Genomic DNA, 24657 nt, shown 5'->3' with positions numbered 1-24657 from the left:
ACAATATTTTCTCTCTTCCTGATGAGGCTTCCCATAAAGAAAAAGAGGGCCGCGCAAGGCATATTCACCCAGCACGACTCCTCTTCCCCTGATACGAACTGCTAGCTTGCTTAGACGCTGCTGTATTTTCTAAGGCTCAATGCCCCATACAAGCGTGCCGTTTTGGTAAAGCGTCACTTTATTCCAATCGACGAGCGAGGTTTTAGTCGCATCGAAGGAATAGTCATTGGCCTCATTCAAGTTGGACCAATCATTTTTGGAGACGCGCGTCTGAATTTGGCCGCTGGTGCCGCCCCCTGCAATGGAGCCTGCTGCAGCTGTGAAGCTGATTTCCACATACGTATCAGCTGTTGCAGTCGGCGAGCTCATTGTCACGAAGGAGCCCTGCACATTGCTGCTGCCCACTTGTGCATAGTCACTCCAGTAGCTGTGCTGCTGCGTGCCATCCGCCGTGAAGTAGTAGCGGATTTTCAGCGTGCTCAAGTCTACCGCTGTCGTGCCATCGTTCAAAATATTAAAGTGCGCCATCATCGCATTGTTCGTTGCATTCGTATCTGCCGCTCTATACTGGACCTTGAGATTGCCGCCAACTGGTGGCGCAACAGGCGTTACGGCTACCGTATTGGAAAGCGTTGTGCCAGCAGCATTTTCAGCGACAATTCGGTACGTATAAATGGTTCCATTCACAGCAGTAGCATCCGTGTACGCCATTGTTGTCAGGCCAGTTGCTACAGGGGCAAATACGCCGCCTCCCGAGGAACGCTCAACATTATAGAAGTCCGCTCCACTTGCTGCTGTCCAGGAAAGTGCCGCTGACGCATTGCCTGCGGTTCCCGTCAAGGTGAATGCTCCAGGCACGACCGAGCCCGGTGCCTGAGGCGTTACCATCACCTGTGCCGAATTAACGGATTCGCCTACTGCATTGACTGCACTCACCACATAATAGTAGGTTGTGCCATTCGTGACACTCGTATCGCTGTAGCTTGTGCCGCTAACTGCAGTCGCTACCGTCGTGTATGGTCCGCCAGTTGTCGCAGCACGCTTCACATTATAGCTTGTTGCGCCAGGCGTCGTGCTCCAGCTCAGGCTGGCCTGTGCGTTTCCAGCTGTTCCTGTCAGTGTCGCCGGAGCGCCAGGAACGGTTGGAGCTGCCGGTGTGCCCAGCAAACGGTCATACTCAGCATAAGCTGTTGCAATATCTACCTGCGACCAGAAACGGTGGTACTTAAACGTCGGTACGCCATTATCCCATGTTTGCGTCGTATTGTTCCACGACGTGTTGTACAGATTGGACAAGTACGACCATTGCGGATCCTGCTGGATCAGCGGACGCAAATCAGCATAGCCGATATAGACGCCATTGCCGCCTTTCGCCGGATCGGAGGCTACTGCACCGCTGCCTGGAAGCGCGTTGCCTTGGCCAAACGTACCCGTCCAGCCGCTTGGGAAGTAAATTTCCTTCGTGAAGAAGCGGTTGTAATCCGCGCGTTGCTCTTCTGTGACGATACCAACGCCATCGTTGTAGGTCCAAGCCGTGTCAAGAAGCTTGGCAGCCATTTCCTTCGCTTCCGATCCAAGCGGAGTCAGGCTTCCCGTCTCAGCCTGCGTACCCGCTGCGAAGAACGAGAGTGCTTTAACGTAAGTGCCGAGCGCGCCAACGTCCTGGCTCGGATTGATCGTAGTCGCATGGTAGGTCGGGTTGCCTGTATAGGAGCCGAAGCCATTCCATGTGTCCGGCTGGCCATTCCACTCTTGGCCTCCAGGAATCCAGAACTCGCCTGGTGCAGCTACAGTCGCTACGTTCACATTGCTGCCGCCCAGTATACGCTGGCCTTGCGCATTCAAATAGTAGCCGTCAGCATCCGTTACTGGACGCTCATCGACGAATACATAATCCAGCGTCCAATCGACCCACTTCTCGATGACGGTTTTAGCCATTTGGAAGTTTTCCGAGCTAAGGTCGCCATTTTCAGCCAAAATGTAATACAGCTCAGCTACACGCTCAAGCGGCCATACTTGGAAGCCAAACCAAGTGTTCGAATCCGGATCATGATAAACCGGAGCCTCATCATAGGCCATGCCGTAGAATTTGCTCACGCCTGCCGGATAAGCGGAATATTGGCCATTCCAGCTGTTCGTAGCGCCGCCGCCCATTGCGCCTTCAGACGATTGCAGCCATGTATAAAACTCGAGCTGGCGTTTAAGCGATGCGTTCCAGTCCGTCTGCGCCGTCGCAGACGTTGGGATAAGTCCGCCATCCTGGGACGATAGTGCATATGCGGCAACCGGGTTTTGGTAAGCCTGATGCGCGTGGCTTGCGCCGATACGCCAAGCCCAATTTCCAGAGCCTTGCTCCAAGCCGCCACCCCACGACGTATACCATGCCATCAAATATGAGCTGGAATCTTTGCCCGTTCCCGGAGTTGGCGCACCGCCGCTTGCGCTTCCAATTTTTTGGAAGTATTTATCGTACATGCCGTAACGGAGATAATCGCCCATCTTTTTCGCTTTATTCAAGTAAGCGGTATTGTTGTAGCCAAGCTCCTTCGCCCAATACATTACTTGTACGGCGCGGCCGTCCGCATCCGTCGCATTCGTGTAGCGCCACTGCTTCGCAGGCGCCTGATTTTCCTTCGTGAAGAGGGTCATAAAGCCCTCACCTGTTTTACCAAAGGCGTGATTGTCCTGAGAAGGATGCGGGATCGCCTCCCACACCGACTCCTGCTCGCCGCGCTGGAACGTATTAACGTAAGTAGACGTATGTGTTGGGTTAAGAAGATTTCCATAATTGTACCAATTGTCAACATCAATCAGCCAATGCATCAAATAAGTCTGGTTGTTGCCGTATGTCGCTTTCAGTTCGGCATCAAGCGGGTCTTTTCCCGCTGCATATTTGCCGGAAAGCTGCACCGGATATTGATCCGGGAAAGGCTTTTCATCCGCATACGTCGCTGGGCTATTCGGATTGTAGTAGCTCATTGTCGGCTGTTCTTCCTTGCCGTCTCCTTCATTAACCGGAATGATGTACTTCTCCATATTGTCCCAGGCCGCTTCCAAATGACTCCAGTCCTGCGTATAGTGACCATACAGTGTCTCCAGCCACAGCCAGTAGCTGTAAGCCTCGGAAGTACCCATATGACCGTAATCCGGCGCTTCGCTAACCAGCGTTTCAATGGAGTGATAAGGGATGCCTTCTGGTGAAAAATAACCGTTCGACGGATTTTTGATCTGGTCGTACATTTGCAGGAAGCGCGACTCCTCCATGCTGACTGCTGCCGCAGCAGCTACGGATACTTTTGGAGTAGAGCCCCAAAGTCCGGTGGACAGCGTGACGAGCAGCGTTGTAGACAAGACGAGTCCCGTCACTTTTTTCGAAGCTTTCAATGTGAAAATCGGTTTCATTTCATTTTACCTCCCCAATTTGGAATAACGGCTAGCGACTAACACTAAGGTTCGATTCCCCATACGAGCGTTCCATTCTGGTAAAGCGTCACCTTGCTCCAATCGACAAATGCTGTGTTTGTTGCATCGAACGAATAATCATTTGCCTCGTTCAGATTCGACCAGTCTGTTTTGGAAATACGGCCTTGAATTTGACCGCTGCTGCCACCTGCGCTAATCGAGCCTGCAGCTGTCGTAAAGCTGAGCTCCAAATACGTATCTGCCGTTGTAGTCGGCGAGCTCATTGTCACGAAAGCTGCCTGTACATTGCTGCTGCCGATCTGGGCATAATCGCTCCAGAACTGATGCGACTGCGTGCCATCAGCTGTGAAGTAATAGCGAAGCTTAATCGTATTCATAGCTACAGCGCTTGAACCGTTGTTGAAAATTTCTAAATGCGGCATCATCGCATTGTTCGTTGCATTCGTATCTGCTGCTCGGTATTGCACCTTCAGGCCGCCTGCCGGAGTTGGCGTCGGACTTGGCGTCGTCGTTGGTGTTGGCGTCGGAGTCGTCGACGGTGTCGGTGTAGGACTCGGCGTTGTTGTTGGTGTTGGTGTCGGCGTTGGTGTAGCAGAAGGCGTTGGCGTCGGTGTTACACCGCCTCCATCCGGCGTCTGACCGAACACGAGCGCTCCAGCATCGTAGACCGGAATTTTAGCTGTCTTTACTGTCTGGCTTGATGAAAGCCCTGCATACGAATAATCATTAGCCGGGTTCCATGCTCCTTGAGGACCGGAAATACGGATCTGAATTTCCTTACGGAAATGCGGTTGTCCGCCTGGGTAGATTTTCGTACCTGTAAAGTCTGCCAGTACATAATAAATATGGTTTGCCTCGTCAAATGGCTTCAAGCTAACCGCTGCGCCTTGATTATAGTTGGCAGCAACGCTTACGTTAGCTGCGGTGTAGCCGGCCGCATATACCTCACTTAAATCAAGGAAGTAGCGGAAGGATAATTTGTCTCCCATACGGGCAGGCCATGCCGATTTATTATTTATGAATGCTTTAATTTCAGTAAAATTGGAGCTGGACTGGCTCACTTGCGCTTCCACAAACATTTCATCTGCCTTCGTTTCGGCTGGTGGGAAGTTCGCAAGCGGCTGCTGGCCTGCACCGTACAGCAAATTCATTTTTGCAAGCGAAGCCGTAAAGCCTGCATTGTAGTCCGTCGCTACTTCGTTGCTCACATAGTCATCAATGGAATCCGTATATTGATCCGATGCATTCGGTCCCCCTACCAATGCGCCATAAAGCGTATGACGATGTGAGGTTGGATTCCCCGAACTATCTGACCATGAGCTGTGTGACGTACGATGATGCGGGTGCTCTGGTGCGTTGACGCCATATCCGACCACATAGCTGCTGTTACGCGGATTGTCGCCGAGCATATATTTAATCTGGCTAACGGCAAAATCGTTATAGCGCGCTTTTTTGACCGGGTCTGCTACAAAATCGGAATATACAAATGCAAGGAAAGAAGCATTCGCCGCATAACGCAGGGAGCCCCATGAATCCAGCCATGCCAGGCCGCCCGGCGAATACGTAATTCGCGATCCGTTTGTTCCAACGGTCCAATAGTTCAAATTGCGCTCAGTCGAGGCGATAAAATCACTGGCCTCCGGTCTCCCAAGCTCTGATGTAATCCGGGCGAGGAGCAATTGGGCGCCATAACGTTTGTCATCCCAGCCGATTGTCCATTTGTAAGCCCAAGTGTTGCTTGAGCTGTCCGTGTCCCAGTTATAAGCTGATTGAATAGCTTTATTCAAATAAGTGTTATCCTCTGTTGCCATATACAGCCAAGTTGCTGCCCAGGTTAGTTCATCTGTATAACCGCTCCACGAATTGTAGAAGGAAGCAACATCGGTAATACAATCCGAATATTTGCCCCGGTATGTGTCCGCAAAGTTGTAAAGCTCTTTCGCATGCTGGAGCAACAGTGCGGAATAGGCCGGATCTGATGCTTTAAACACGATAGATGAGGAAGCGAGCGCCGCCGCCGTCTCTCCTGCCAGGTCCGAGCCACGGCATGTTTCCGTGATTTTGAAAGAAGGACGAGCCATTTGCATCACTTCCGCAGGTCCCCACCAAGCATGATCTGCGTTGCCGCCTCCAACCTGCCCCCAAAGCTCATTAGGCGCAGTATGCGCTCTAACAAAATAATCGGTGGCCCATTTCAAATTGTCCAAAATCTCGTTCAATTGGCCAGCCTGCTCATAGCCCTCCTTATATTCATAAACCGACCAAGCCAGCATAGTTGCTGAAAAAGCCATCGGAAGCCCAAATTTCACATGGTCCCCAGCATCATACCAGCCGCCTGTCAAATCGACGCCATTGTCAGCTCCGTCGAGCATACCGGAATCGCCACGCCATTCGACACGGTTCGTGTCAGGCAGCGCCCCTGAACGCTGAGTTTCATAAAAATAAATCGCTTTCTGCAATGCCTCTGCGTAATTATAATTGCCTGCCGCCTGAACGCTCGAGACTGGCTGCAATGGCAAACTTCCTAATAGCAGTGCGATTGCAAGTGTCTGAACGAGCACCCATTTGATCCGCATTTTGCGGTTTTTACTCAAAACCAACAACTCCTCTCATCATTTTCACTACCATGTGCTTCGTATTGGCCTTGTCTTTGTTCTATCCTCCCTTCTGCTTCTATTCCGTCGCCCTCCCCACTGTATAAACTAATACGAGGGTCTATTACCATTTTATAGGATCGATTTCAGATGGCACTAGTCCTTTAAATGACTTCTTTACTGTCACTTTAATGACTTTTTTGGCGTTTTTTTCGTACAACCCCTACCTAAGTCCTTCCTTTTTTGAGAAAAATAGTTCAAATGGTTTCAGCATTTGGACGATTTCTGCTCACCGCTTGTCATACTTAGCACACAAGCGTAAACGGCTGAAGCCGTCCTTTGGCGGCAAGGCTTCCGTTTCGCAGGTGGAATATAAGTCTATTTATAAGGGTGAAACTTATAAAGTCTTATATTTAAAAAAAGACCGCTCCACAAGCTGGTGCGTGATGCACACTAGCTTGTGGAGCGGTCTCCCTTACACAATAAACGACTACGAAAAAATTAGGACTTGAGCAAAGCTAAAAATTCGGAACGCAAAGCCGGATTGGAACGGAACTCGCCGCGCACAGCCGACGTCACCGTCATGCTGCCAGGCTTCTTCACCCCGCGGGAGCACATGCACAAATGCTCGCCTTCAACGACGACCATAACGCCATGCGGCTGCAATTCCTTGTCTAAAATATCTGCGATTTGGCTCGTTATCCGCTCCTGCACTTGCAAGCGCCTTGTAACAGCTTCTACTAGGCGTGCGAGCTTGCTGAGGCCGGCAATTTTGCCGCTTGGAATATAACCAATATGTGCTTTGCCGAAAAATGGCGCCATATGATGCTCGCACTGGCTGTAATAGATAATATCTTTTACAATAACCAGCTCTTCATGCTGTTCATCGAACGTAACGCCTAGCACCTCGCTCGGATCAACCTCATAGCCTGCGAAAATTTCTTCATACATGCGGGTAACGCGTGCAGGCGTCTCCAGCAGCCCTTCCCTTTCCACATTCTCGCCCACGAGCTTCAAAATTTCTTTCACATGAAATTCGATCTGCTCCCGGTTCTGAATGACTTTAGAGTTGACGTAATCTTTCTTTCCCGCCATGCGGACCACCCTCTTTCGGCTAATCAGAAGCATATGCCGTTATCTGCGCGGCATCTTCTGATTTTTGTTCATATTCTGGTTCTGGTTTTTCATCATGTTTTGGGCACGCGTCATCTGCTGCTTGTTCAGATTATAGCCCATTTGTTTTGCCATTTTTTGAATCATTTCTGGATCGCTCTGCATTTTCTCTAGCTGTTTGCGCAAGTAGAATACGCCGATGAAAAATCCACCGACTGCCCCCACGATTAATGTCACAATCGGAATAATGTAACTCCACATAAAAAGCAAATCACCTGACCCTTTCCTGACTTAAACTTGTCTACAATGACCCCTATAATAGCATGTAAACTTGACATTCGCAAACGTTGGAAGCGCAAACGGTTTTCCCTATTCCAGCAGCCGCTAAGCGCAGGCAGATGCTGGATCAACGAGGTGCCTTATCGGCACCTTCTGCTAGTGAGAGCAACGCCTGCTCCATATAGCGCCGCGCGTCATCATCCGCTTCTTGCAGCAATGCCTGCTGGATCGCTTCCTCTGCTTCTGCGCCGCCAATACGGCCCAGCGACCATGCCGCGGTTCCCCGCATAACCGGGCGCACATCCTGCCGCAGCACTTGAATGAGATCCGGCACTGCGCTCCGATCCTTAAAATTGCCCAGCGCAATAACCGCATTGCGCTGAATCGGCTTTTTGCCCCGCCAAGCAGAAGAACTGCTCGCATATAGGCGTTGAAATTCTTTATTGCCAATCGTCAGCAATGGTGTAAGCAGCGGCTTAACCAGCTCATGATCGGGCTGCAGCTCCGGCTGATGTGTCCAGTTTTTGCCCCGATTTACTGGACATACGGTCTGGCAAGTATCGCAGCCATACAGACGATTGCCGATTTTTCGCATATAGCCGTCTTCTACAAAACCTTTCGTCTGCGTAATAAATGAAATGCAGCGGCTCGAATTAAGCTGGCCAGGGCCAACGAGCGCATCCGTCGGACAAGCGTCAATGCATTTCGTGCATTCGCCGCAGCCATCGGTCACTGACTCATCCGGCTCCAGCGGCAAATTTGTAATCATTTCCCCGAGGTAGATCCACGAGCCAAGATCCTCGGACAATATCGAACAGTTTTTGGCGCTCCAGCCTAGTCCCGCCCGCTCGGCAACGGCCCGATCCGATAAAGCCCCAGTATCGACCATGCTTTCAGCGCGAAAGCCCGGTACGCGTTCCGAAAGCCAAGCTTCAAGCCGCCCTAGCCTATTGCGCAGCACCTTATGATAGTCCTCTCCCCAAGCTGAGCGGGACAAAATGCCCCTTCTGGCTCCCGGCTCCGATTTAGGAGGCTGATCGAGCTTGGATGGATAAGCGATCGCAATGGCGATAATCGATTGGGGCTGGTCAAACAACAGCGCCGGATTGGTACGCTTGTCAAGGTCCGGCTCTTCGAATCCAGACTCATAGCCAAGCTCGCGGTGCGAAATAAGCCGCTGCTTCAAGGTGATGAACGGATCAGCAGAGGCGATGCCTATTTTGTCGATGCCGAGGCTGCGCGCGGCGGCTTTCATTTCTTTTTTCAATGCAGCGTAATACGCCCGTTCCTCCATCCCTTCACCTCCCAAAAGCTTCAGCCTGATGTTTGACGCGCCGTTTTCCCATCCCTATGACTAGCCTTGCTGTATCTAGGGCGTGTCTGAGAACTCTGAGGACAGCAAATTTTGCCGAATTTTCGTTCCATGCAAGGCGCGAAAAGGCGGTGAAAGGGGCCACTGAACGGGTTTTCAGACACGCCCTAAATCTATAACGGCTTTATTTGTTTGTAAGGCCATACGATAAACTGCGCCTTGCCCTCAATCGCTGCAATAGGAACCGCTCCAAACATTCGGCTGTCCTTGCTCGCCCGCGCATGACGGTTGTCGCCCATCACATAATAACTGCCTGCCTCGACAGTTAGCGGCATGATGTCCAGATCCTCAATATCCGTATCAATATACGGTTCGTCCACAAGCTCGCCATTGCGATACAAATGCCTGTCCGAAATTTCAATTCGGTCTCCAGGCAAGCCGACGATGCGTTTTACGAGCAGCTCCTTCTCTTTTCCAAACGCTGAGGGGTCCTGCAAAATAACGACATCGCCGATTTTTGGCGCACCGATCAAATATACGAATTTATTTACAAACAGCCATTCCTTCTCCTGCAAGGTTGGTTCCATGGAATGTCCTTCTACGGTAGAAAGATTAAACACAAACAGATGCAGCGCTGCTACGATAATGAACGATATGCCAACGGTTTTCACCCATTCCCAAAGCTCCTTCGACCAACCCGGGCGTTTAACTGCCCCAAGCTGCTCCCGTCCTTCAGCTTCGCTGCTGCCGCCGCCGTCAAATGAAAATCTGTCCATTCCCTAACCGCCTCCGCCCTATAAGCTTGTGCGCCATGCTTCATAATAAGCAATAATCACTTCGTCATTAAAAGGAATTGCATTCTCGTCCATCTTCAAAAGAAGCTCGCCTAGTCCAAGCTGCACTTGCTCCTGCACATCTCCTGGATAGTCGTACTTCGCTTTATGCAGCTCGAATTCATCCTCGTCCACCACTTGGCGACTGCCATCCGGCAGACGAATGACATCCAAATCGTAATCGATATAGGTGAGCAGCGCGCCGTGCCGAGCAAATGGAGAAGCGAGATTGCAGTAATAGCGAATACCGCCTTCTTCAAGCAGCGCAACCACATTATACCACTGTCCGGGCAGAAAAAAAGAAACCGCAGGCACCTCGCTCATCCAAACCTTGCCGCTGGCTTCCACAATAGGTGTCTCAAAGTTGATCGTCACCATAAACCCAAGTGCAGCATGCTGCGGAAGGAGCAGCTGTGCCGGAATAAGCCAATTATGCTCCCAGCAGCGATGAATGCTTCCATCGTGCTTGAAGCTCTTGATGACGCAATGCTGATAGGGTTCCATGTTGTTCTCCTTCTTGCAGGCGCTAAGCGCAGCGCTTAAACAGCCCTCTTAATAAGGTGAAACGGCTGCCCTCCGTTCTCTGGCGGCGCGCCACGTTTCAGTCCGAGAAATATAAGCGTATTTATAGGTGAGAAACATATAAATTCTTATATTTTAAATAGAAAAGCATACCCCACCGCCAAAAGCAATGGCGATGCAGATATGCCCTGCAAACGGTTATTGGACAGCCAGAGGCTTGTCCTAACCTGCTATAATACTTAGCTGTTGAAAAGAGCGGAAAAAATCTTTGGACACATAGCCCAGCGATTCATAAAGCGGCAAAACGGCTTCATTGTGCTCATCAGCTGTAATTAAAATTTTCTTTACTTGGCGCTGTTGGAATCTTAGGCGCAATGACTCAATAAGTGCTTTGCCAATTCCTTGACGCTGATGGTCCGCATGGACCGCAACACGATAATAGTAGCCTGTGTTATTATCAATCGTACCGATAATGACACCTACAACTTCCGACTCATAGAGAGCGACGAGAACAAGCTCGCTATCCCATGACAATTGACGCGCAAAAGCTTCCATTGTTTGCTCGTAACATTCTTCAGTTAATACATCCGCAAGAAGAGCTGTTAGCAACCTGTAATCTGATAATTGGAAGGAACGAACATTCATTATCGATACACACCTCTATACCATGTCATTGTGCTGCAATTTAATCATTATACTACATCTTCTGTCGTTTTCCTTCACAAAATTTTAAAATTTGTTTAAAAAAATCTAAGAATTTAGCGAATTATGCCTGAAAACGCTTTAAATTAAGCGCTTACATAAAGTTTTGGCCCTTTTTCGTTCATTTGATTGGATTTTCTCCCGCTTATGCATAATTACTTTATCTAAATGTCATGCTATTGGGGTCTACCTTATCTATCAAAATCCGACTTTTGAAACATCAATGTTGATTTATGTGATCGGATAAGGGATAATAAGAAGAGTAATTTACATATTCTAATTTTAGGAGGCTGTTTATATTATGGCACATCAATTACCAGCACTTCCGTATGCTAATAACGCTCTTGAGCCCCACATCGACGCTCTGACGATGGAAATCCATCACGACCGTCACCACAATGCTTATGTAACGAACCTGAACGCTGCTTTGGAATCTGCTCCTGAGCTGCAAGGCAAATCTATTGAAGATTTGATTGCTGATCTGGCAAGCGTACCTGAAGCGATCCGTACAGCGGTTCGCAACAATGGCGGTGGACATGCTAACCACAGCCTGTTCTGGGAAACAATCGGTCCTGACGCTGGCGGCGCTCCAACTGGCGCACTAGCTGCTGCGATTGAAAGCGAGCTGGGCGGCTTCGATACATTCAAAGCTGACTTTGCAAAAGCTGGCGCTACTCGTTTCGGCAGCGGCTGGGCATGGCTTTCCCTGACAAAAGACGGCAAGCTGAAGGTTTCCAGCCTGCCAAACCAAGACAGCCCGATCATGGAAGGCGAAACGCCGCTTCTTGGTCTGGACGTTTGGGAGCATGCTTACTACCTGAACTACCAAAACAAACGCCCTGACTACATTGCAGCGTTCTGGAACGTTGTAAACTGGGCTGAAGTTGGCAAACGTTACGAAGCAGCTGTTAAATAATACGGCTTGCCGTTTAAAGCGGAGTCTCCACGCGGAGGCTCCGCTTTTTTTGTTTTTCAGCTTTCGTGTAAAACCATGCACAAGAATAGGCATTCGCCGCATAACATGAAGTAGGATAGTTAAATGCCTAACTCGACGTGCAAAGGAGTCTGACCTATCGCATGAACGATACTTACGGTTTTACCAATGGGCAAGTGCAGATTCATATCCCGCCATCTCCGTCTTCCCGCGCAGGGCAAGACTGCGGCTGCGGCGGCCCGCGCATGCTGATGCCTGGAGGCCCGGGATTATTCCCTCCAGGACCGGGACCAGGACCATTCCCGCCAGGGCCAGGACCGTTCCCGCCGGGGCCAGGGCCATTCCCGCCGGGGCCAGGACCGTTCCCTCCGGGACCAGGACCGTTCCCTCCGGGACCAGGACCGTTCCCTCCGGGACCAGGACCGTTCCCTCCGGGGCCAGGACCATTCCCGCCGGGACCAGGGCCGTTCCCGCCGGGGCCAGGACCATTCCCGCCGGGGCCAGGACCATTCCCTCCGGGGCCAGGGCCATTCCCTCCGGGGCCAGGACCGTTCCCTCCGGGACCAGGGCCGTTCCCTCCGGGACCGTTTCCGCCGTTCCCGCCAGGACCAGGGCCGTTCCCTCCGGGACCGTTTCCGCCGTTCCCATTCCCGATTCCACTGCCGATTCCTATTCCTTTCCCGCCGGGGCCGCAAGGGACAGTAACGGTTGTTATTAACGGAGGACGAACGTTCCCTAATGTCACGCAGGCTTACCGAGTGATCCATCGCATCGGCATGACGATTTATCAGGCACTGCTGGCGACCGGAGTTGTCCGCTTTGGCTTCAACGGACAAATTACCTCAATCAGCGGCATTCCAATTGGCGGCAACATCAGCTATCTGCTCCGCCTGAATGGCAGAGTTATACCTTCCACGCTGCTGAACTTCCCGCTTCAGCGCAATGACGCCGTAGCTCTGGAACTGATCTACTCCCCTTCCGGCCGCCAGAGCGATGAGGATTTAGCTGATATTTCCGACGTAACGCAGCAGTCCTAATATAGTTGAATTAAAAAGAGCGGGCCTACCGAATTTCGTAGGCTCGCTCTTTTCATCTTTCCGTTTCCGTTCACCTTCAGCTTCCGCTGCGGCAAATGGACAAGCCTTCCTTTATTCCTTAACACCGCCGAGCGTCAGCCCGGTAACGAAGTATTTTTGCAAAAAAGGATATACGATAATAATCGGAACGGTGGCTACGACTGTAATGGCTGCACGGATGGAGGCTGGCGTTACGATATTTGCCTGTATATTTTTGCTGCTGGCAAATGCCGATTCCGCCGTGCCTCCAACGCTCATATTGGCGGATTGCAGCTTTTTCATCAATTCATATTGCAGCGTGCTAAGGTTAATGTTCGAGGAGTTATATAAAAAAGTATCAAACCAGCTATTCCATTGTCCCACCGCGACGAACAGGGCAATCGTAGCAATGACGGGCAGGCTGAGCGGTAATATAATCCGTAAAAATATGGAGAAATGCGTCGCTCCATCTATTTGCGCTGATTCAACCAGACTCTCGGGCAGGCCCTCCATAAAGGATCGCATCACAATAAGGTTGAACGCGCCTATAAGCCCCGGAATGACGTAAACCCAAAACGTCCCGTACAATTGCAGATTTTTAATGAGCATGTAGGTTGGAATCAAGCCGCCGCTGAAATACATCGTAAAGATGAAGATGAAGGATATCGGCCCCCGCAGCATATACTCCTTGCGGCTGAGCGTATAGGCCAGCATCGCTGTGCAAAACACGCTGCTTCCTGTACCGAGCAGCGTCCGGGCCACGGAAATGAAGAAGGCATGATAAATGAGCCCATCCTGAAACAGCGTGCTGTAATTTAGTGTCGTGAACTCGCGCGGCCACAGAAAGGTGCTGTCCCGAACCGTATCCTGTGCCTGGTTAAACGAAACCGCGAGCGTGTTCATTACCGGATAAAGCGTAAGTACAAGCAGCGCTAGCAGAAACAAGGTATTGCATATGTCAAAAAGCAAGTCTGCTACAGACCTCTTCGACCTGCCAAGTGTCGTCGTTGTCATCGTTTCCTCCTGTTCCCTGTCATCTTGCATGAGCGTAAAACAGGCTTTTGCCGTCCAATGCCAGGCGGCAAATGCTCCTTTCATCTTCAACTAAAACAGCCTCTCCTGACCCATCCGCTTCGCCATTCGGTTTGCGGCCAGCAGCAGCACGACGCTGATGACTGTTTTGAAAATGCCAGCAGCGGTTGCAAACGAGAACCGCGACAGATTAATGCCATATTTCAATACGAAAATGTCTATCGTCTCGGAAAAGTCCACCACCATTGGGGTTTGCAGCAAATATTGCTGTTCAAAGCCGGCATCTAAAATATGTCCAATATTCATGATTAGCAGGATAACGATAATTCCGCGAATGCCGGGCAGCGTAATATGCCTTATTTTTCGAAACCGTCCCGCCCCGTCGATGCTGGCCGCCTCGTAGAGCGAAGGATCAATCGTCGTCATCGCGGCCAAATAAATAATCGCGCTCCAGCCGATTTCCTTCCACACGTTGGAGGCGCCAATAATCCACCAAAAATAATGCTGCTCGGAGAGCCACATAATAGGCTCCTTAATAATATGAAGACTCACGAGCAGCTTGTTGACGGCCCCATCAATAGAGAGCACGTTCATAATCAGGTTCGCGGCCACAACCCAAGATAGAAAATGCGGCAAGTAGCTAACCGTCTGGACGACACGCTTAAACATCACCTTGCGCACTTCATTGAGCATAAGCGCAAGGCCAATCGAGCTGACAAACCCAAACACAAGATTGATGAGGCTCATCGCGAGTGTATTGCGAATGACACGGATGAAATTCTCATCCTGAAACAACTCTCTGAAGTTGGCGAGGCCCACCCATTCGTTTTCAACCATCACAGAACCAAGCTTATAATTCTGAAAAGCCATCATCCACCCGTACAACGGCACGTAGGCGAAAATAATGACATACACCAGAAAAGGAATGGACATGATCATTAGCGCCTTTTGACTGCGCAGCTTGCTCCATTTGCGCGGCCTTTTCTGGATTTGGGTATGCTCTTTCACACGCTCGACCGTTACAGACATGGCATGCTCCCTCTCCCTCCTTGCTGCGTGTTTCCTACCAGTTCTCTTGGCGGTCCTTCACCTTCGTCGTCAGCTCATCGAGCCAGCCTTGAATGTCCAGTTTCTCGACCAAAGCGACATATTCATTCCAATATTTTTCGAAGTCGTCGGCATTTTTGGCAACGACCATTTGCGGCGGATATTTTTTATTAATATCGTTAAGCTTCTGGTTGAACACCTTGTTTTTCTCAGTTAGCTCGATGCTCCAGAGCGGGAAATATTTGCGGGCTAGATTCGGACCATCGAACAGCTCCTCGTAGGTTGTTACGCCATAAGCCTTCAGCAGCTCCGAATCCATCTCATCGTATCCGGCTGCAATTTCTTCCGGCTGCTGATACTGCTGATAGCTGTTGCCGTCAGCCATCGTCCCCGACGAGCCTGGCCAGTACCAGAGGATGTTTCCGGTTGTTTTCAAGCCATTTTTCGGGTCGGCAAAAAAGTCCCGCTGCTCCTGATTGCGATAAAACCGTCCGGTTTCGCTGACCGTATAATCTTCGCCTGCCACGCCCCAGTTGCGCAGCAATTGTCCTTCTTCACTTGCCATGTAATCGGCATATTTGATAGCCGCTACAGGGTCCTTCGCATTAATCGTAATGGAGAAGCCCATATTGTAGTTCATCGAAGGCACGTCCAAATAATCCGGCTGAATGCTGTCATCAAAGGTGAGCTGGAGCGGTACAAACATCCGGTTTGCTTTGCCCTGCTGCTTCAAGGAATCAAGCGCCGTCTGGAACTGCCACTTCTGGTCAAACATCCCCAGCACCCGGCCGCTGGACAGCTTAGCCAAATACTGCTCATAGTTCATCACAAAGGCTTCCTTGTCAATCATGCCTTCCCGGTACATTTCATGCAGCTTCGCATAATAACGCTTCGTAACGTTTTCGTCCGTCTGGTAGAAGGCCAGCTTGTTCGCCACCGGGTCAACAATAGCCCGTGAATCGTTAGGCCCTCCGGCTAAAAACTGCATCGCGGTCGTTAATGTGAAATTACGGTTGTCATAGGTCAAAATTTCAAAAGGAATCGTATCCGCACCATCGATTTGCGGGTATTTTTTATAATAAGCGCGCAATACATCGACGTATTGATCGAACGTCGTTATTTTTGGATAGCCTGCGTCCTTAAGCACTTCCTTCTGAATCCAAAAGGCAGCACTGATGCCCTTGATCGGTGTACCCGTAGGTGCGACCTGCGGCAATGCATAGATATGTCCATCCGCTGCTTTCAGCCGTTCCCAGTATGGCCCATAAATGCGTTTAATGTTCGGGGCATGCTGCTCAATTAAATCCTCCAGCGGAATGAGCGCGTTCGCGTCCTCGAATTTAACCGTCTCACTCGTATTGATGAGGTCAGGGTAATCGCCTCCGGCGATCATTACCCCTACCTTCTGCTCCTTCTCGCCGACAAGACGCTCATATTTAATCTTTACTCCTGTTTTCTGCTCAATCATATCGCCGATTTTTGTATGCTCAGGTACATTATCGCCAGGATCAAATACGAAATAGCTGAATGTGGTCAGTTCTCCGGAGCTGTTATTTTTGCTTGTGCCCGCAGCCGTATTCGTGCTCTCCGTGCTGCATCCTCCCACTATCATCGATAAGGCCAAAGTCGCCCCGGCGATCCATGTAAGCGCTGTTTTTTTACTCAAGAATGTTGCCACCCTCCCTTTAATATAAATTAACTGTATCAAACAGGGAGCTGCCCAGGTACCCGCAAAACCATAACAACATACCCCGCAAATCTAATGAGATTTGCAGCGGTTGCTCCTGTCACGAGCTAGATTGTTACCATAATTTCTATATTTAGGGTAGCTATTTCAGCAATTAAGTGTTAATTTTACTAATGAAAACGCTTTATTATATCTTGATTGACACTATTATACTAACAAAATGATTCTGTTAGCCTTTGGTCAAAGGAGCAGCAAGCGATGAAAATGATGCAAAACCTCCGTCCCTTCCGCTGGAATGATTTCCGGCTGCGAAACAAGCTGATGCTTTTATATTTTGCCGCTGTTTTTATCCCGGTCATGCTGACGAATACGTTTTTTTATACGATAACCGCAGGCAATGTCCGAACAGAAAAGGTCCAGGATCTTCGGCAATCGCTTGAGCGGAACAAGGATAACTTTCGTAAAATGCTGGAGGGCGTCATTAGCTTCTCCTCGGTCATCTATAATGACGGCATCCTCTACAGCGCGCTGGATCGCACTTATACGAGTGAAAGTGAAGTCATTTCGGCCTATGGCGAGGTGCTGAGCAACTCGATTAACCGCTTCGTTCCGCTGAATAAGCAATTTTATAATGCGTATTTGTTTACCGACAACGACAGCCTGATTCACGCAGGCCTCCTGCAATACATTGACTTGCAGACGAAGCAGGAGGGCTGGTTTCAAGCGACTACCGACCAGGAGCGAAGCCGAAAATGGCTGCTTTACACGAACACGCCGAGCGCGCTCTGCAGGCAGTCTGGGGCAGCATCGGCAACGCTCACAGCCAGCGAGGAAACAACCGTACGAACAGAATCGGCAGAATGCGGCGCTCCGTATTTGAGCGTGATCCGCGAGCTTGATTTTTACAAAGCCTATTCCAACTATCATAAAATTCTCAGAGTGGATATTTTGCCGCATTATTTGGAAAATACATTATTTGATCATTCGTTTCCCGGTGAAATTTATTTATTAAGTCCGCAGGGCCATGTCATTTACTCGTCGGAGGCAGAGCCGCCAGCGTTCATTCAAGGCAGCTCTCCGCAGGACAAAACAACCATCGTTAGCCCGTTTGAAGGCATCGATTACCTGAAAGGCTGGGAGATGGTAGGCATCTACCCTAATGACGTCGTCAATCAAAGCCTATTTGATTCACGCAAGTTTATTATTTATTTGACCTGTGTGAATCTGCTATTTCCAAGCATTATTATTTTACTTATTGCCAGATCGCTTAATCTGAGGCTGGGCATGCTGCTGGGCGGTATTAAACGGGTGAAAAATCAGCGCTTTGAAGTGCTGCGGACTGAACCGGCATCCGATGAAATCGGGCAGCTGACTGAGGAATTTAACCGCATGACACAGCAGATCAACGGCCTCATTCAAGATGTGTACGTGGCAGAGCTGGATCGTCGGCAGGCGCAGTTTAATGCCCTGCTAAGCCAAATTAACCCTCATTATTTGTTTAACACGCTGGATGCCATTCGAATGAATTGCGTCATTAAAGGCGAAGAGGAAACGGCATCGGTCATTAAGCTTCTCGGCCGCGGCTTCCGCAGATCGCTAAGCTGGGGCGAGGATATGATTCCGCTTCAAGAGGAGTTGGCGTTCGTCACCGACTATCTGGACATTCAGCATTTCCGCTTCGGCCATCGCCTCTCCTACCAGCTGGAAATGGATGAAGAAGTGCTTGAGCTGCAATTGCCGAAAATGAGCATCCTGCCGCTTGTCGAAAATGCCTGCATTCATGGCATTGAGCATTCCGAGCAGCCGGGCAATATTATCGTATCAGCCAAGCTGCATAGCGCTCGCATTGTCATTCGCGTGTCAGACAATGGCATTGGAATGGAAGAAGAGAAGCTGCAGCAAAGGCTTGCAAGTCTGGAGCAAGCAGGAGCGCAGCATCAGCAGGGCAACCATGTCGGACTGAAAAATGTTTATGACCGGCTCAAGTGGCATTTTGGGAAGGAGTTCAGCTTTAGTCTGGATTCCCGTTATGGGGAAGGCACAACGATTGAGCTGCAAATTCCCGCCGCCTTCGCTAAGGATGAATCTGTATTTGAAAGGAGAATCATCGATGTTGAAAACATTGATCGTGGAAGATGAGCCGCGAATGCGTGAAGGACTGAAAAGAATCATTTATTGGGAGAAGTACGGCTTTAACCTATGCGGCGATGCGGAAAATGGACGGCAGGCGCTAGAATTGATTGAACGCGAGCAGCCCGCACTTGTCATTACCGACATCCGTCTTCCCGGCATTACGGGGCTTGAACTTATGAAGGACGTAACGGGACGTATGGATACCTGCTTTATCGTCATTTCTGGCTATGATGAATTTGAATATGTGAAGACGGCCCTCATCTGCGGTGCTGTTGATTATATTTTGAAGCCAGTGGAGGAGGAGCAGTTGATTGGCGCTCTGCTGCGGGTGAAACATCGGCTGCTCAAAGCTTCGGCCAGCACAAATGCCAGCTCGGAGGATGCTGTGCTACCGGATGCGGGAATGCCTTCGGATGATCCCATCGCTTTTGTCAAAGAGTATGTGGCCTCGCATTTTCAGGAGCAGGTGACGATGAAAGAAATTGCCGGCAAAACGTTTCTCCATCCCTTCTATCTCGGGCAATTGTTCCGCAAATCAACCGGTATCTACTTCAATGATTACGTCCATCAGATTCGGGTGGATAAAGCGCAGCTGCTGCTCGCCACTACAAGCAGCAAAATAGCCGACATCGCTGCTGGCGTCGGCTATCCGGACCCGGACTATTTTGTGCAGCAGTTCAAGAAATTTACCGGCTGCACCCCTTCCCATTTTCGTAAAAATCAGCTGTAACGATTCAGAGGATTTTATTTTTCATCCATACAAAAAAGCCAGCATCCCTCATTCGGTTTGCTGGTTTTCTCTGCAATAAGCGTTAATGTTGTTCTTTCTCATGTGCGGCCTGCTCAATCACCTTGCCTCTGCCGGTTATCAGCTTGAGCTGGTCGTTCTCATAGCCAACCTCGTAAATCACCTGATATTTGCTCAGCTTGTTTTTGCCGCTTACTCTCTCATCTACTGAAATAATCGCCGTCACAGTCGCTTGCTGATCGTTGTTGACCGTTACATGCATATCGTCGATGACGACATTGCGCGTTGGCATATAGCCTTCCCGAAATTCGTCATAGCTTTTGCCCTCTTTCCAGCTGCCGCCCAGCAAGGAATAGGCATATACATAATCGGCATTGTTCAGGCTGTCGTAAAAATGAGTAACCAAGTAGCTGGCATATTCACTCATCGTCGCCTCCTGCTTTTCCATGCCCGCGCTATTCGTGCCTGCCTGCTCAGGGAGCACCTCCATAGGCTTCGTCGACCATGCCTCCACCGTTGCCAGCACATTTACAATTGGAATGCTGAACCCAATAGATCCTTGCTCAATCCCTGCTGAATTAATGCCAAGCACTTCACCTGTCTCTCTTCTAACCAGAGGGCCGCCGCTGTTTCCTGGCGCAATGGGCGCAGAAATTTGATACAAATCCTTATACGAATACGGTTCGATTGTAAAATTACGGCCCAAGCCGCTAATGATGCCTGTCGTTACTGTATTCTGAAAACCAAGCGGACTGCCGATCGCCATCACTTCATCGCCAATTTCCGCTTTTTTATTGCGAACCATCTTAAGCGGCTTCTCGCCAACCAGTCCAGGGACGCGTACGACCGCGATATCTGTCTCCTTGCTGATGCCAATGACTTCGCCATCTAGCTCCCTTGCATCAGACGTATGAATTTTCACTTTATGAACGCCGGATACGACATGCGCATTGGTGATCAAGTCACCTTGATTATTGTATAAAAAGCCTGATCCCTGCTTGCCATTGCCGCTTTCAATCATCACGACCAGCTTCTGGGTTTCATATATGACGTCTTTAAGCGGCTTGCCGGTTTTCTCCGAGCGCGTTTCTGACACAGCGAGCAGCGGCTTGCCACTGAGCTGCTTGGGAATTTCGGAACGGATAAATACGACCGCTCCCGCTCCGAAAAGCAGAAAAGCAACGGACAATATAAGGCTAAGCCAAGTTCCTTTTCTCATGAATATCTTCTCCTAGTCCAAATACCATGTGACATGATCGATGACGACAGTAGCATCGGTCTCTTCAATGCCTTCCACAGCTGCGTCGAAAGTAAAGGATTCGTTAGGCTCTATATAGTTAGGCATGGCGATAGACGTACCCTTCTTCAAAATCTGTTTATCCTTGCCGCGCACCGAATATTGGATTTCAACGGAATAAATCGGCCGGGTGGCGGCATTTTTGAGCAAGGCATGGATTTTGAAGCTGCCCGTTTCATCAAAGCTCGTATCCACCTTAACCACCTGGGCGGCTGCCGTCTGGTTAAGCAAATCCTCTTCGGCCGCTTTCTGCATGGCACGCTCAATTCTTTCCTGCTCCGCCTTCTCAAAAGCCTGCTTCTCCGCATGAATGCTTTCAAGCAGCTTCGTCAAGTTCGTATCCTCCGGGGCGTAGGCCATTCCCTTCTGTACGGTGGCGATCGCCTCGGAGAAGCTTTTTTTCTGAATCAGCTCCTTCGTCTGCTGTTGGCATACAATCGCAATTTTGTCCACGATCTGCTTGCGTACAGCTACCGCTTCTTCGCCGCCTAAACCATTAACGGTATTAAGCTTTACCGCCAAAGCATCCAACGAGTTAATCTGGTCCAGCTCATTTTGCACCTGTACAACGACCACTCTAACATTTAAATCGGCAAACGCCTCGCGCAGCGGTGAAAAAATCTGCTCTTCCCGGCCTGCAAGCAGCGTATTCAGCTGCTTCACTAGCGGTCTTGCCTCCGTCAAAGCTCCATTGTCCAGCTCGCTGGCAAGGCTGTTAATTTTATTTTCAATTGCAACCGCCTCGTTGACAATATCCATATCCTCTTGAAGAGCACCATAGGCTGGACGCACCTTCGCTGCCTTCTCAAGCTGGATCATCGCTTCGTGATATTTGCCTCCCCAAGCTTTCTGCTTCGCTTGCTCATGCCATTCGGCGACATGATCATTCAAATCGCTTTCATATATGTAATAAGAAAAAACCCCGGCAGACGTTGTAATGAACACAACAACCGGCACGAGCGCAATAATAAACTTACGCCCAGCCCCGGCACGGTTTCTTCTGTTTCGTACTGGCGCTTGCTCTGGCACTAATGAGGCACTTGCCTCCCGAATGAATAATTCATGCTCTTGAATGACAATGGCCTGCGTCTGCTCATTTGCTTGCGCGTCCTGAAGCAGCGGTTTCCCGCATTTGCTGCAGTAAACGGCACTAGGCTCATATTTATTTCCGCAATGTTGGCAATGCACCTGTGCTCATCTCCTGACGCAATCAAACTTTAATCGTCCTTGCCTCTATTCTATATGAAATAGTAAATGATCTCCATTTTTAAATGATGGGAATTAAAAAATATATTAAGCTTATCATAACACTCCTTTTGAATTAGCGCGCTGCTTCCTTAATTTCCTTCAGTCTTTTCATGACATCGTTTCATTGAATATGCCTCCTGTTTGAATGGGATCAGTAGGGCAGGTCGCTGCTGCGCGGAAAGACTGGTCCTCCGATCGCCGTTGCTGCCGGATTTCTGGATTTGAACCGCTGATGCGGTAGAAATCCGGCAGCAAAAGCGAACGCTAACACTTCTCCAGACCAATCTTTCCTCTCCGCAGCTCCCCTCACTGATATTTTTCAAAAAATGAGAACCTGCCATACTGCCGCTCACGGCAGCTTAAAAGATGAAACCCAAAAGGATGAAACATTAAAAGACGAAATGATAATCTACTCTCCTAAAAACAACAACTTATACGGATATTTCATAATAATCCTCAACTCAAATATAAGTTGTACGAACAAGTGCATAGCTTAATTTTCAGACAAAAGGTTCCGCCGTCGACTCCCGAATAATCAGCTTCGGCTTATACACCGTATCAGCCATCCGAACATGGCCGGAAGGTGCTCCCTGCTGAATCATCTGCAGCAGCTTGTCCACTGAATCTTCGCCCAGCCGCGTCTTTGGATGCTCCATCGTCGTCAGCTTCACTTCGGTTGCCGTCGCCAAATTCGCATCATCAAAACCGATTAAAGACAAATGCTCAGGGACATTAAGCTCATGTCGCCGCACAACATCCAGCATGCGAACAGCCAGCTCATCGTTATAGCAAACGACCGCGGTAGGACGAAGCTCAGGCGCCCGGCCGAGCATTAGGTCAAGCGACTGCTGCGGCTTTGTTGCCTTTTCCTCTGTGCTATAGCGTACGAGATGCTCTGGCTGCACAGCAATGCCGCGCTCACGGCAAGCCCGCAGAAAACCGCGCATGCGGTGCACGCCCTGGAAATCATCCGTCTTGAAAAAGCCTGCTATACGGCGATGTCCAAGGTCGAGCAAATGCTCGGCAGCCAAGTAGCCGCCCAGCTCATCATCGAGCCTCAAGCATGGCGCATCTACATCCGAATAGCGTTCATTAAGCATAATATAAGGAATTTGCAGCGCATCCAGCGCCAAAAAACAATTAAAGTTCGGATTTCCCTCCGCGCTTCTCGTCGGCTCAATGATTAGTCCGCTGAGCGGCTCTCGCAGCATAGACTCCAGGCTTTCCCGCTCTTTCTCCTTCTCATTGTCCGTGCTGGCAAGCACCAGCCTTCCGCCGTTCGATCGCAAGCTGGATTCTACACCGCGAACGATCGTCGGAAATATGTAATCGGAAATATGTGTCGTAATCAATCCGACGGTCAATCCTGCAGAGACGCTTCTGCGCTCCTCCACGCTTTGATCCGAGACGAAGGTGCCTTTGCCCTGCTCGCGATAAAGCCACCCCTCTTTCTCTAAATCGCCAAGGGCTTGTCTAACCGTCTGCCGGCTCATGCCAAACTGCTTGCCGATTTCATTTTCCGATGGCAGCCGGTCATGCGGGAGAAATTGCGCCGCTGCAATCCAGCTCGTAATCTCTTGCTTCAACTGCATATATTTAGGAGAACGTTGCATATTTTGCACTGCACCTCAATTATAAAATCCTATTATTTGCATAAGTATAGCATATCGCCAACTTGTACGTACCTATTTCCATATCATTCCCAATAATGGACTTGACCATTTTCTGCGTTTTCCCTTTCTCCCATAAAAAAAGCAAGAACAAGGCCTAAGCCCTGCTCTTGCTTTAAAAAAACTGATTTGCGGCTCGCCAATCGCATATTAGGCGTTTTGCGATAGAGTAAGGCGCAGCTGCACGGTAACGTTATTTTCAGTATCCATCACGACATTATGCGGATTCTGCATGCCAAACTCCTCAAACGTGACGACCGTCTCGCTCTCCACATTCAGCTTGCCGCCGCTGTATGCCGCTTGTCCTGTAAAGGTAACTTCCTTCGTAATCCCTTTAATCGTCAAGTCGCCAGTCATGATAAGCGGGAACGTTTCTCCGTCCTTCACTTCCGCTGGCAGCGCCTCAAACTTTGTAGCTTTGAACGTGGAGCTTGGGAAGTTGGTCACATCGAGAAAATCCGCTCCTTTCACATGTCCGTCGCGCTGACCATTGCCAGAATCGAGAACGTTCATATCCAGGCTCGCATCCGCCGCATTAGCTGCCGCATTAGCCGTATCTACATTCCATGTTCCCGTTACGCCATTTACTTCAAAGTTCACCGTCTCACGGGAAGTCGTAACCGAGAAATACACATTGGAGGTGGAATCAATCGTCCACGCCCCGTTTACATCTGCTACAGCTCCAGCAGCAGCTGTCTCCGTACCACTTGTACTATTTGTAGAACCAGAACCTGAGCTATTCGTGCCTGCTGCACTATTCGTAGCTGTCGAATCCGTGCCAATGACACTTTGGATTTCCTTGTTGTTGCCCGTAAACGAATCATACATCGCATATGCACCCGCTCCACCTAGCAAAACCACCGCAACAACAGCACCTATAACCACATTTTTCTTCTTCATCTTAATATCCTCCTTTGTTTTCAAAACTACATCGCGTAGTGTTGTAAGTTATATAAAGGCGAAGCGCGCCTTCCCTTGAGGGATCTGTGCGCTTCGCATAAAACCGGTATTTCGAAATTGTAGAAGGG

19 protein-coding genes are annotated in these 24657 nt (G+C 49.8%); 4 read left to right on the top strand and 15 right to left on the bottom strand.

Features of this window, described 5'->3' with window-relative positions:
- Positions 1-129: 129 nt before the first annotated feature.
- From MHB80_RS04180 to MHB80_RS04145, 8 genes are all read right to left on the bottom strand, one after another.
- Positions 130-3402 carry a glycoside hydrolase family 48 protein gene (locus tag MHB80_RS04180; protein WP_341280991.1) on the bottom strand — a complete coding sequence of 1091 codons (3273 nt, stop codon included), beginning with the start codon at positions 3400-3402 and terminating at the stop codon, positions 130-132.
- Positions 3403-3446: 44 nt separating this feature from the next.
- A complete protein-coding gene (locus MHB80_RS04175; RefSeq protein ID WP_341282858.1) occupies positions 3447-5999 on the bottom strand; it encodes a glycoside hydrolase family 9 protein in 2553 nt (850 codons plus the stop codon).
- Positions 6000-6518: 519 nt separating this feature from the next.
- Complete coding sequence (gene folE / locus MHB80_RS04170; protein ID WP_056030885.1) at positions 6519-7112, bottom strand: GTP cyclohydrolase I FolE; 594 nt, start codon at positions 7110-7112, stop codon at positions 6519-6521.
- A 39-nt stretch (positions 7113-7151) separates the two neighbouring features.
- Positions 7152-7391, bottom strand: a complete 240-nt coding sequence (locus MHB80_RS04165) for a YneF family protein (protein ID WP_046232156.1) — start codon at positions 7389-7391, stop codon at positions 7152-7154.
- Positions 7392-7536: 145 nt separating this feature from the next.
- Positions 7537-8703: a tRNA epoxyqueuosine(34) reductase QueG gene (gene queG / locus MHB80_RS04160; RefSeq protein WP_341280990.1), complete on the bottom strand. Its 1167-nt coding sequence runs from the start codon at positions 8701-8703 to the stop codon at positions 7537-7539.
- 191 nt (positions 8704-8894) lie between these two features.
- Positions 8895-9497 carry a signal peptidase I gene (lepB, locus tag MHB80_RS04155; RefSeq protein WP_341280989.1) on the bottom strand — a complete coding sequence of 201 codons (603 nt, stop codon included), beginning with the start codon at positions 9495-9497 and terminating at the stop codon, positions 8895-8897.
- A gap of 18 nt (positions 9498-9515) precedes the next feature.
- Positions 9516-10058, bottom strand: a complete 543-nt coding sequence (locus tag MHB80_RS04150) for a DUF402 domain-containing protein (protein WP_341280988.1) — start codon at positions 10056-10058, stop codon at positions 9516-9518.
- A 240-nt stretch (positions 10059-10298) separates the two neighbouring features.
- The gene (locus MHB80_RS04145) at positions 10299-10721 is read right to left on the bottom strand and encodes a GNAT family N-acetyltransferase (RefSeq protein ID WP_046232160.1); all 423 of its coding nucleotides are present in this window, start codon (positions 10719-10721) and stop codon (positions 10299-10301) included.
- A gap of 358 nt (positions 10722-11079) precedes the next feature.
- Here MHB80_RS04145 and MHB80_RS04140 point away from each other — a divergent pair, with 358 nt between their 5' ends.
- Together MHB80_RS04140 and MHB80_RS04135 are read left to right on the top strand one after the other, a co-directional pair.
- Positions 11080-11694, top strand: coding sequence for a superoxide dismutase (locus MHB80_RS04140; RefSeq protein WP_341280987.1), 615 nt, complete (start codon positions 11080-11082; stop codon positions 11692-11694).
- Positions 11695-11855: 161 nt separating this feature from the next.
- Positions 11856-12749, top strand: a complete 894-nt coding sequence (locus MHB80_RS04135; RefSeq protein WP_341280986.1) for a hypothetical protein — start codon at positions 11856-11858, stop codon at positions 12747-12749.
- Between the two features lie 111 nt (positions 12750-12860).
- Here the strand turns inward: MHB80_RS04135 and MHB80_RS04130 are convergent, their stop codons facing one another.
- From MHB80_RS04130 to MHB80_RS04120, 3 genes are all read right to left on the bottom strand, one after another.
- Positions 12861-13781, bottom strand: a complete 921-nt coding sequence (locus tag MHB80_RS04130; protein WP_341282857.1) for a carbohydrate ABC transporter permease — start codon at positions 13779-13781, stop codon at positions 12861-12863.
- Positions 13782-13871: 90 nt separating this feature from the next.
- Positions 13872-14828, bottom strand: coding sequence for an ABC transporter permease subunit (locus MHB80_RS04125; protein ID WP_341280985.1), 957 nt, complete (start codon positions 14826-14828; stop codon positions 13872-13874).
- Between the two features lie 34 nt (positions 14829-14862).
- Complete coding sequence (locus MHB80_RS04120) at positions 14863-16512, bottom strand: extracellular solute-binding protein (protein WP_341280984.1); 1650 nt, start codon at positions 16510-16512, stop codon at positions 14863-14865.
- Between the two features lie 279 nt (positions 16513-16791).
- On the opposite strand from MHB80_RS04120, the gene MHB80_RS04115 reads away from it, so the two are divergent.
- Entirely contained in the window at positions 16792-18672 is a 1881-nt protein-coding gene (locus tag MHB80_RS04115) for a sensor histidine kinase (protein ID WP_341280983.1), read from the top strand.
- Positions 18644-19396 (top strand): response regulator, encoded by a 753-nt coding sequence (locus MHB80_RS04110; protein WP_341280982.1) that lies wholly within the window; start codon positions 18644-18646, stop codon positions 19394-19396. The genes MHB80_RS04115 and MHB80_RS04110 overlap by 29 nt, the downstream gene beginning before the upstream one ends.
- An 82-nt stretch (positions 19397-19478) precedes the next feature.
- Here MHB80_RS04110 and MHB80_RS04105 read toward each other — a convergent pair whose 3' ends face one another.
- From MHB80_RS04105 to MHB80_RS04090, 4 genes are all read right to left on the bottom strand, one after another.
- Positions 19479-20633 carry a trypsin-like peptidase domain-containing protein gene (locus tag MHB80_RS04105; RefSeq protein ID WP_341280981.1) on the bottom strand — a complete coding sequence of 385 codons (1155 nt, stop codon included), beginning with the start codon at positions 20631-20633 and terminating at the stop codon, positions 19479-19481.
- A 12-nt stretch (positions 20634-20645) separates the two neighbouring features.
- Positions 20646-21899, bottom strand: a complete 1254-nt coding sequence (locus MHB80_RS04100) for a zinc ribbon domain-containing protein (RefSeq protein ID WP_341280980.1) — start codon at positions 21897-21899, stop codon at positions 20646-20648.
- A 560-nt stretch (positions 21900-22459) separates the two neighbouring features.
- The gene (locus MHB80_RS04095) at positions 22460-23572 is read right to left on the bottom strand and encodes a GntR family transcriptional regulator (protein WP_341280979.1); all 1113 of its coding nucleotides are present in this window, start codon (positions 23570-23572) and stop codon (positions 22460-22462) included.
- A 207-nt stretch (positions 23573-23779) separates the two neighbouring features.
- Positions 23780-24529 (bottom strand): YceI family protein, encoded by a 750-nt coding sequence (locus MHB80_RS04090; protein ID WP_341280978.1) that lies wholly within the window; start codon positions 24527-24529, stop codon positions 23780-23782.
- Positions 24530-24657 lie beyond the last annotated feature (128 nt).

Origin of the sequence: Paenibacillus sp. FSL H8-0537 (genome assembly GCF_038051995.1) — a bacterium.
Classification (GTDB): Bacteria; Bacillota; Bacilli; order Paenibacillales; family Paenibacillaceae; genus Pristimantibacillus.
This window is presented reverse-complemented; position numbering and strand designations above follow the sequence as displayed.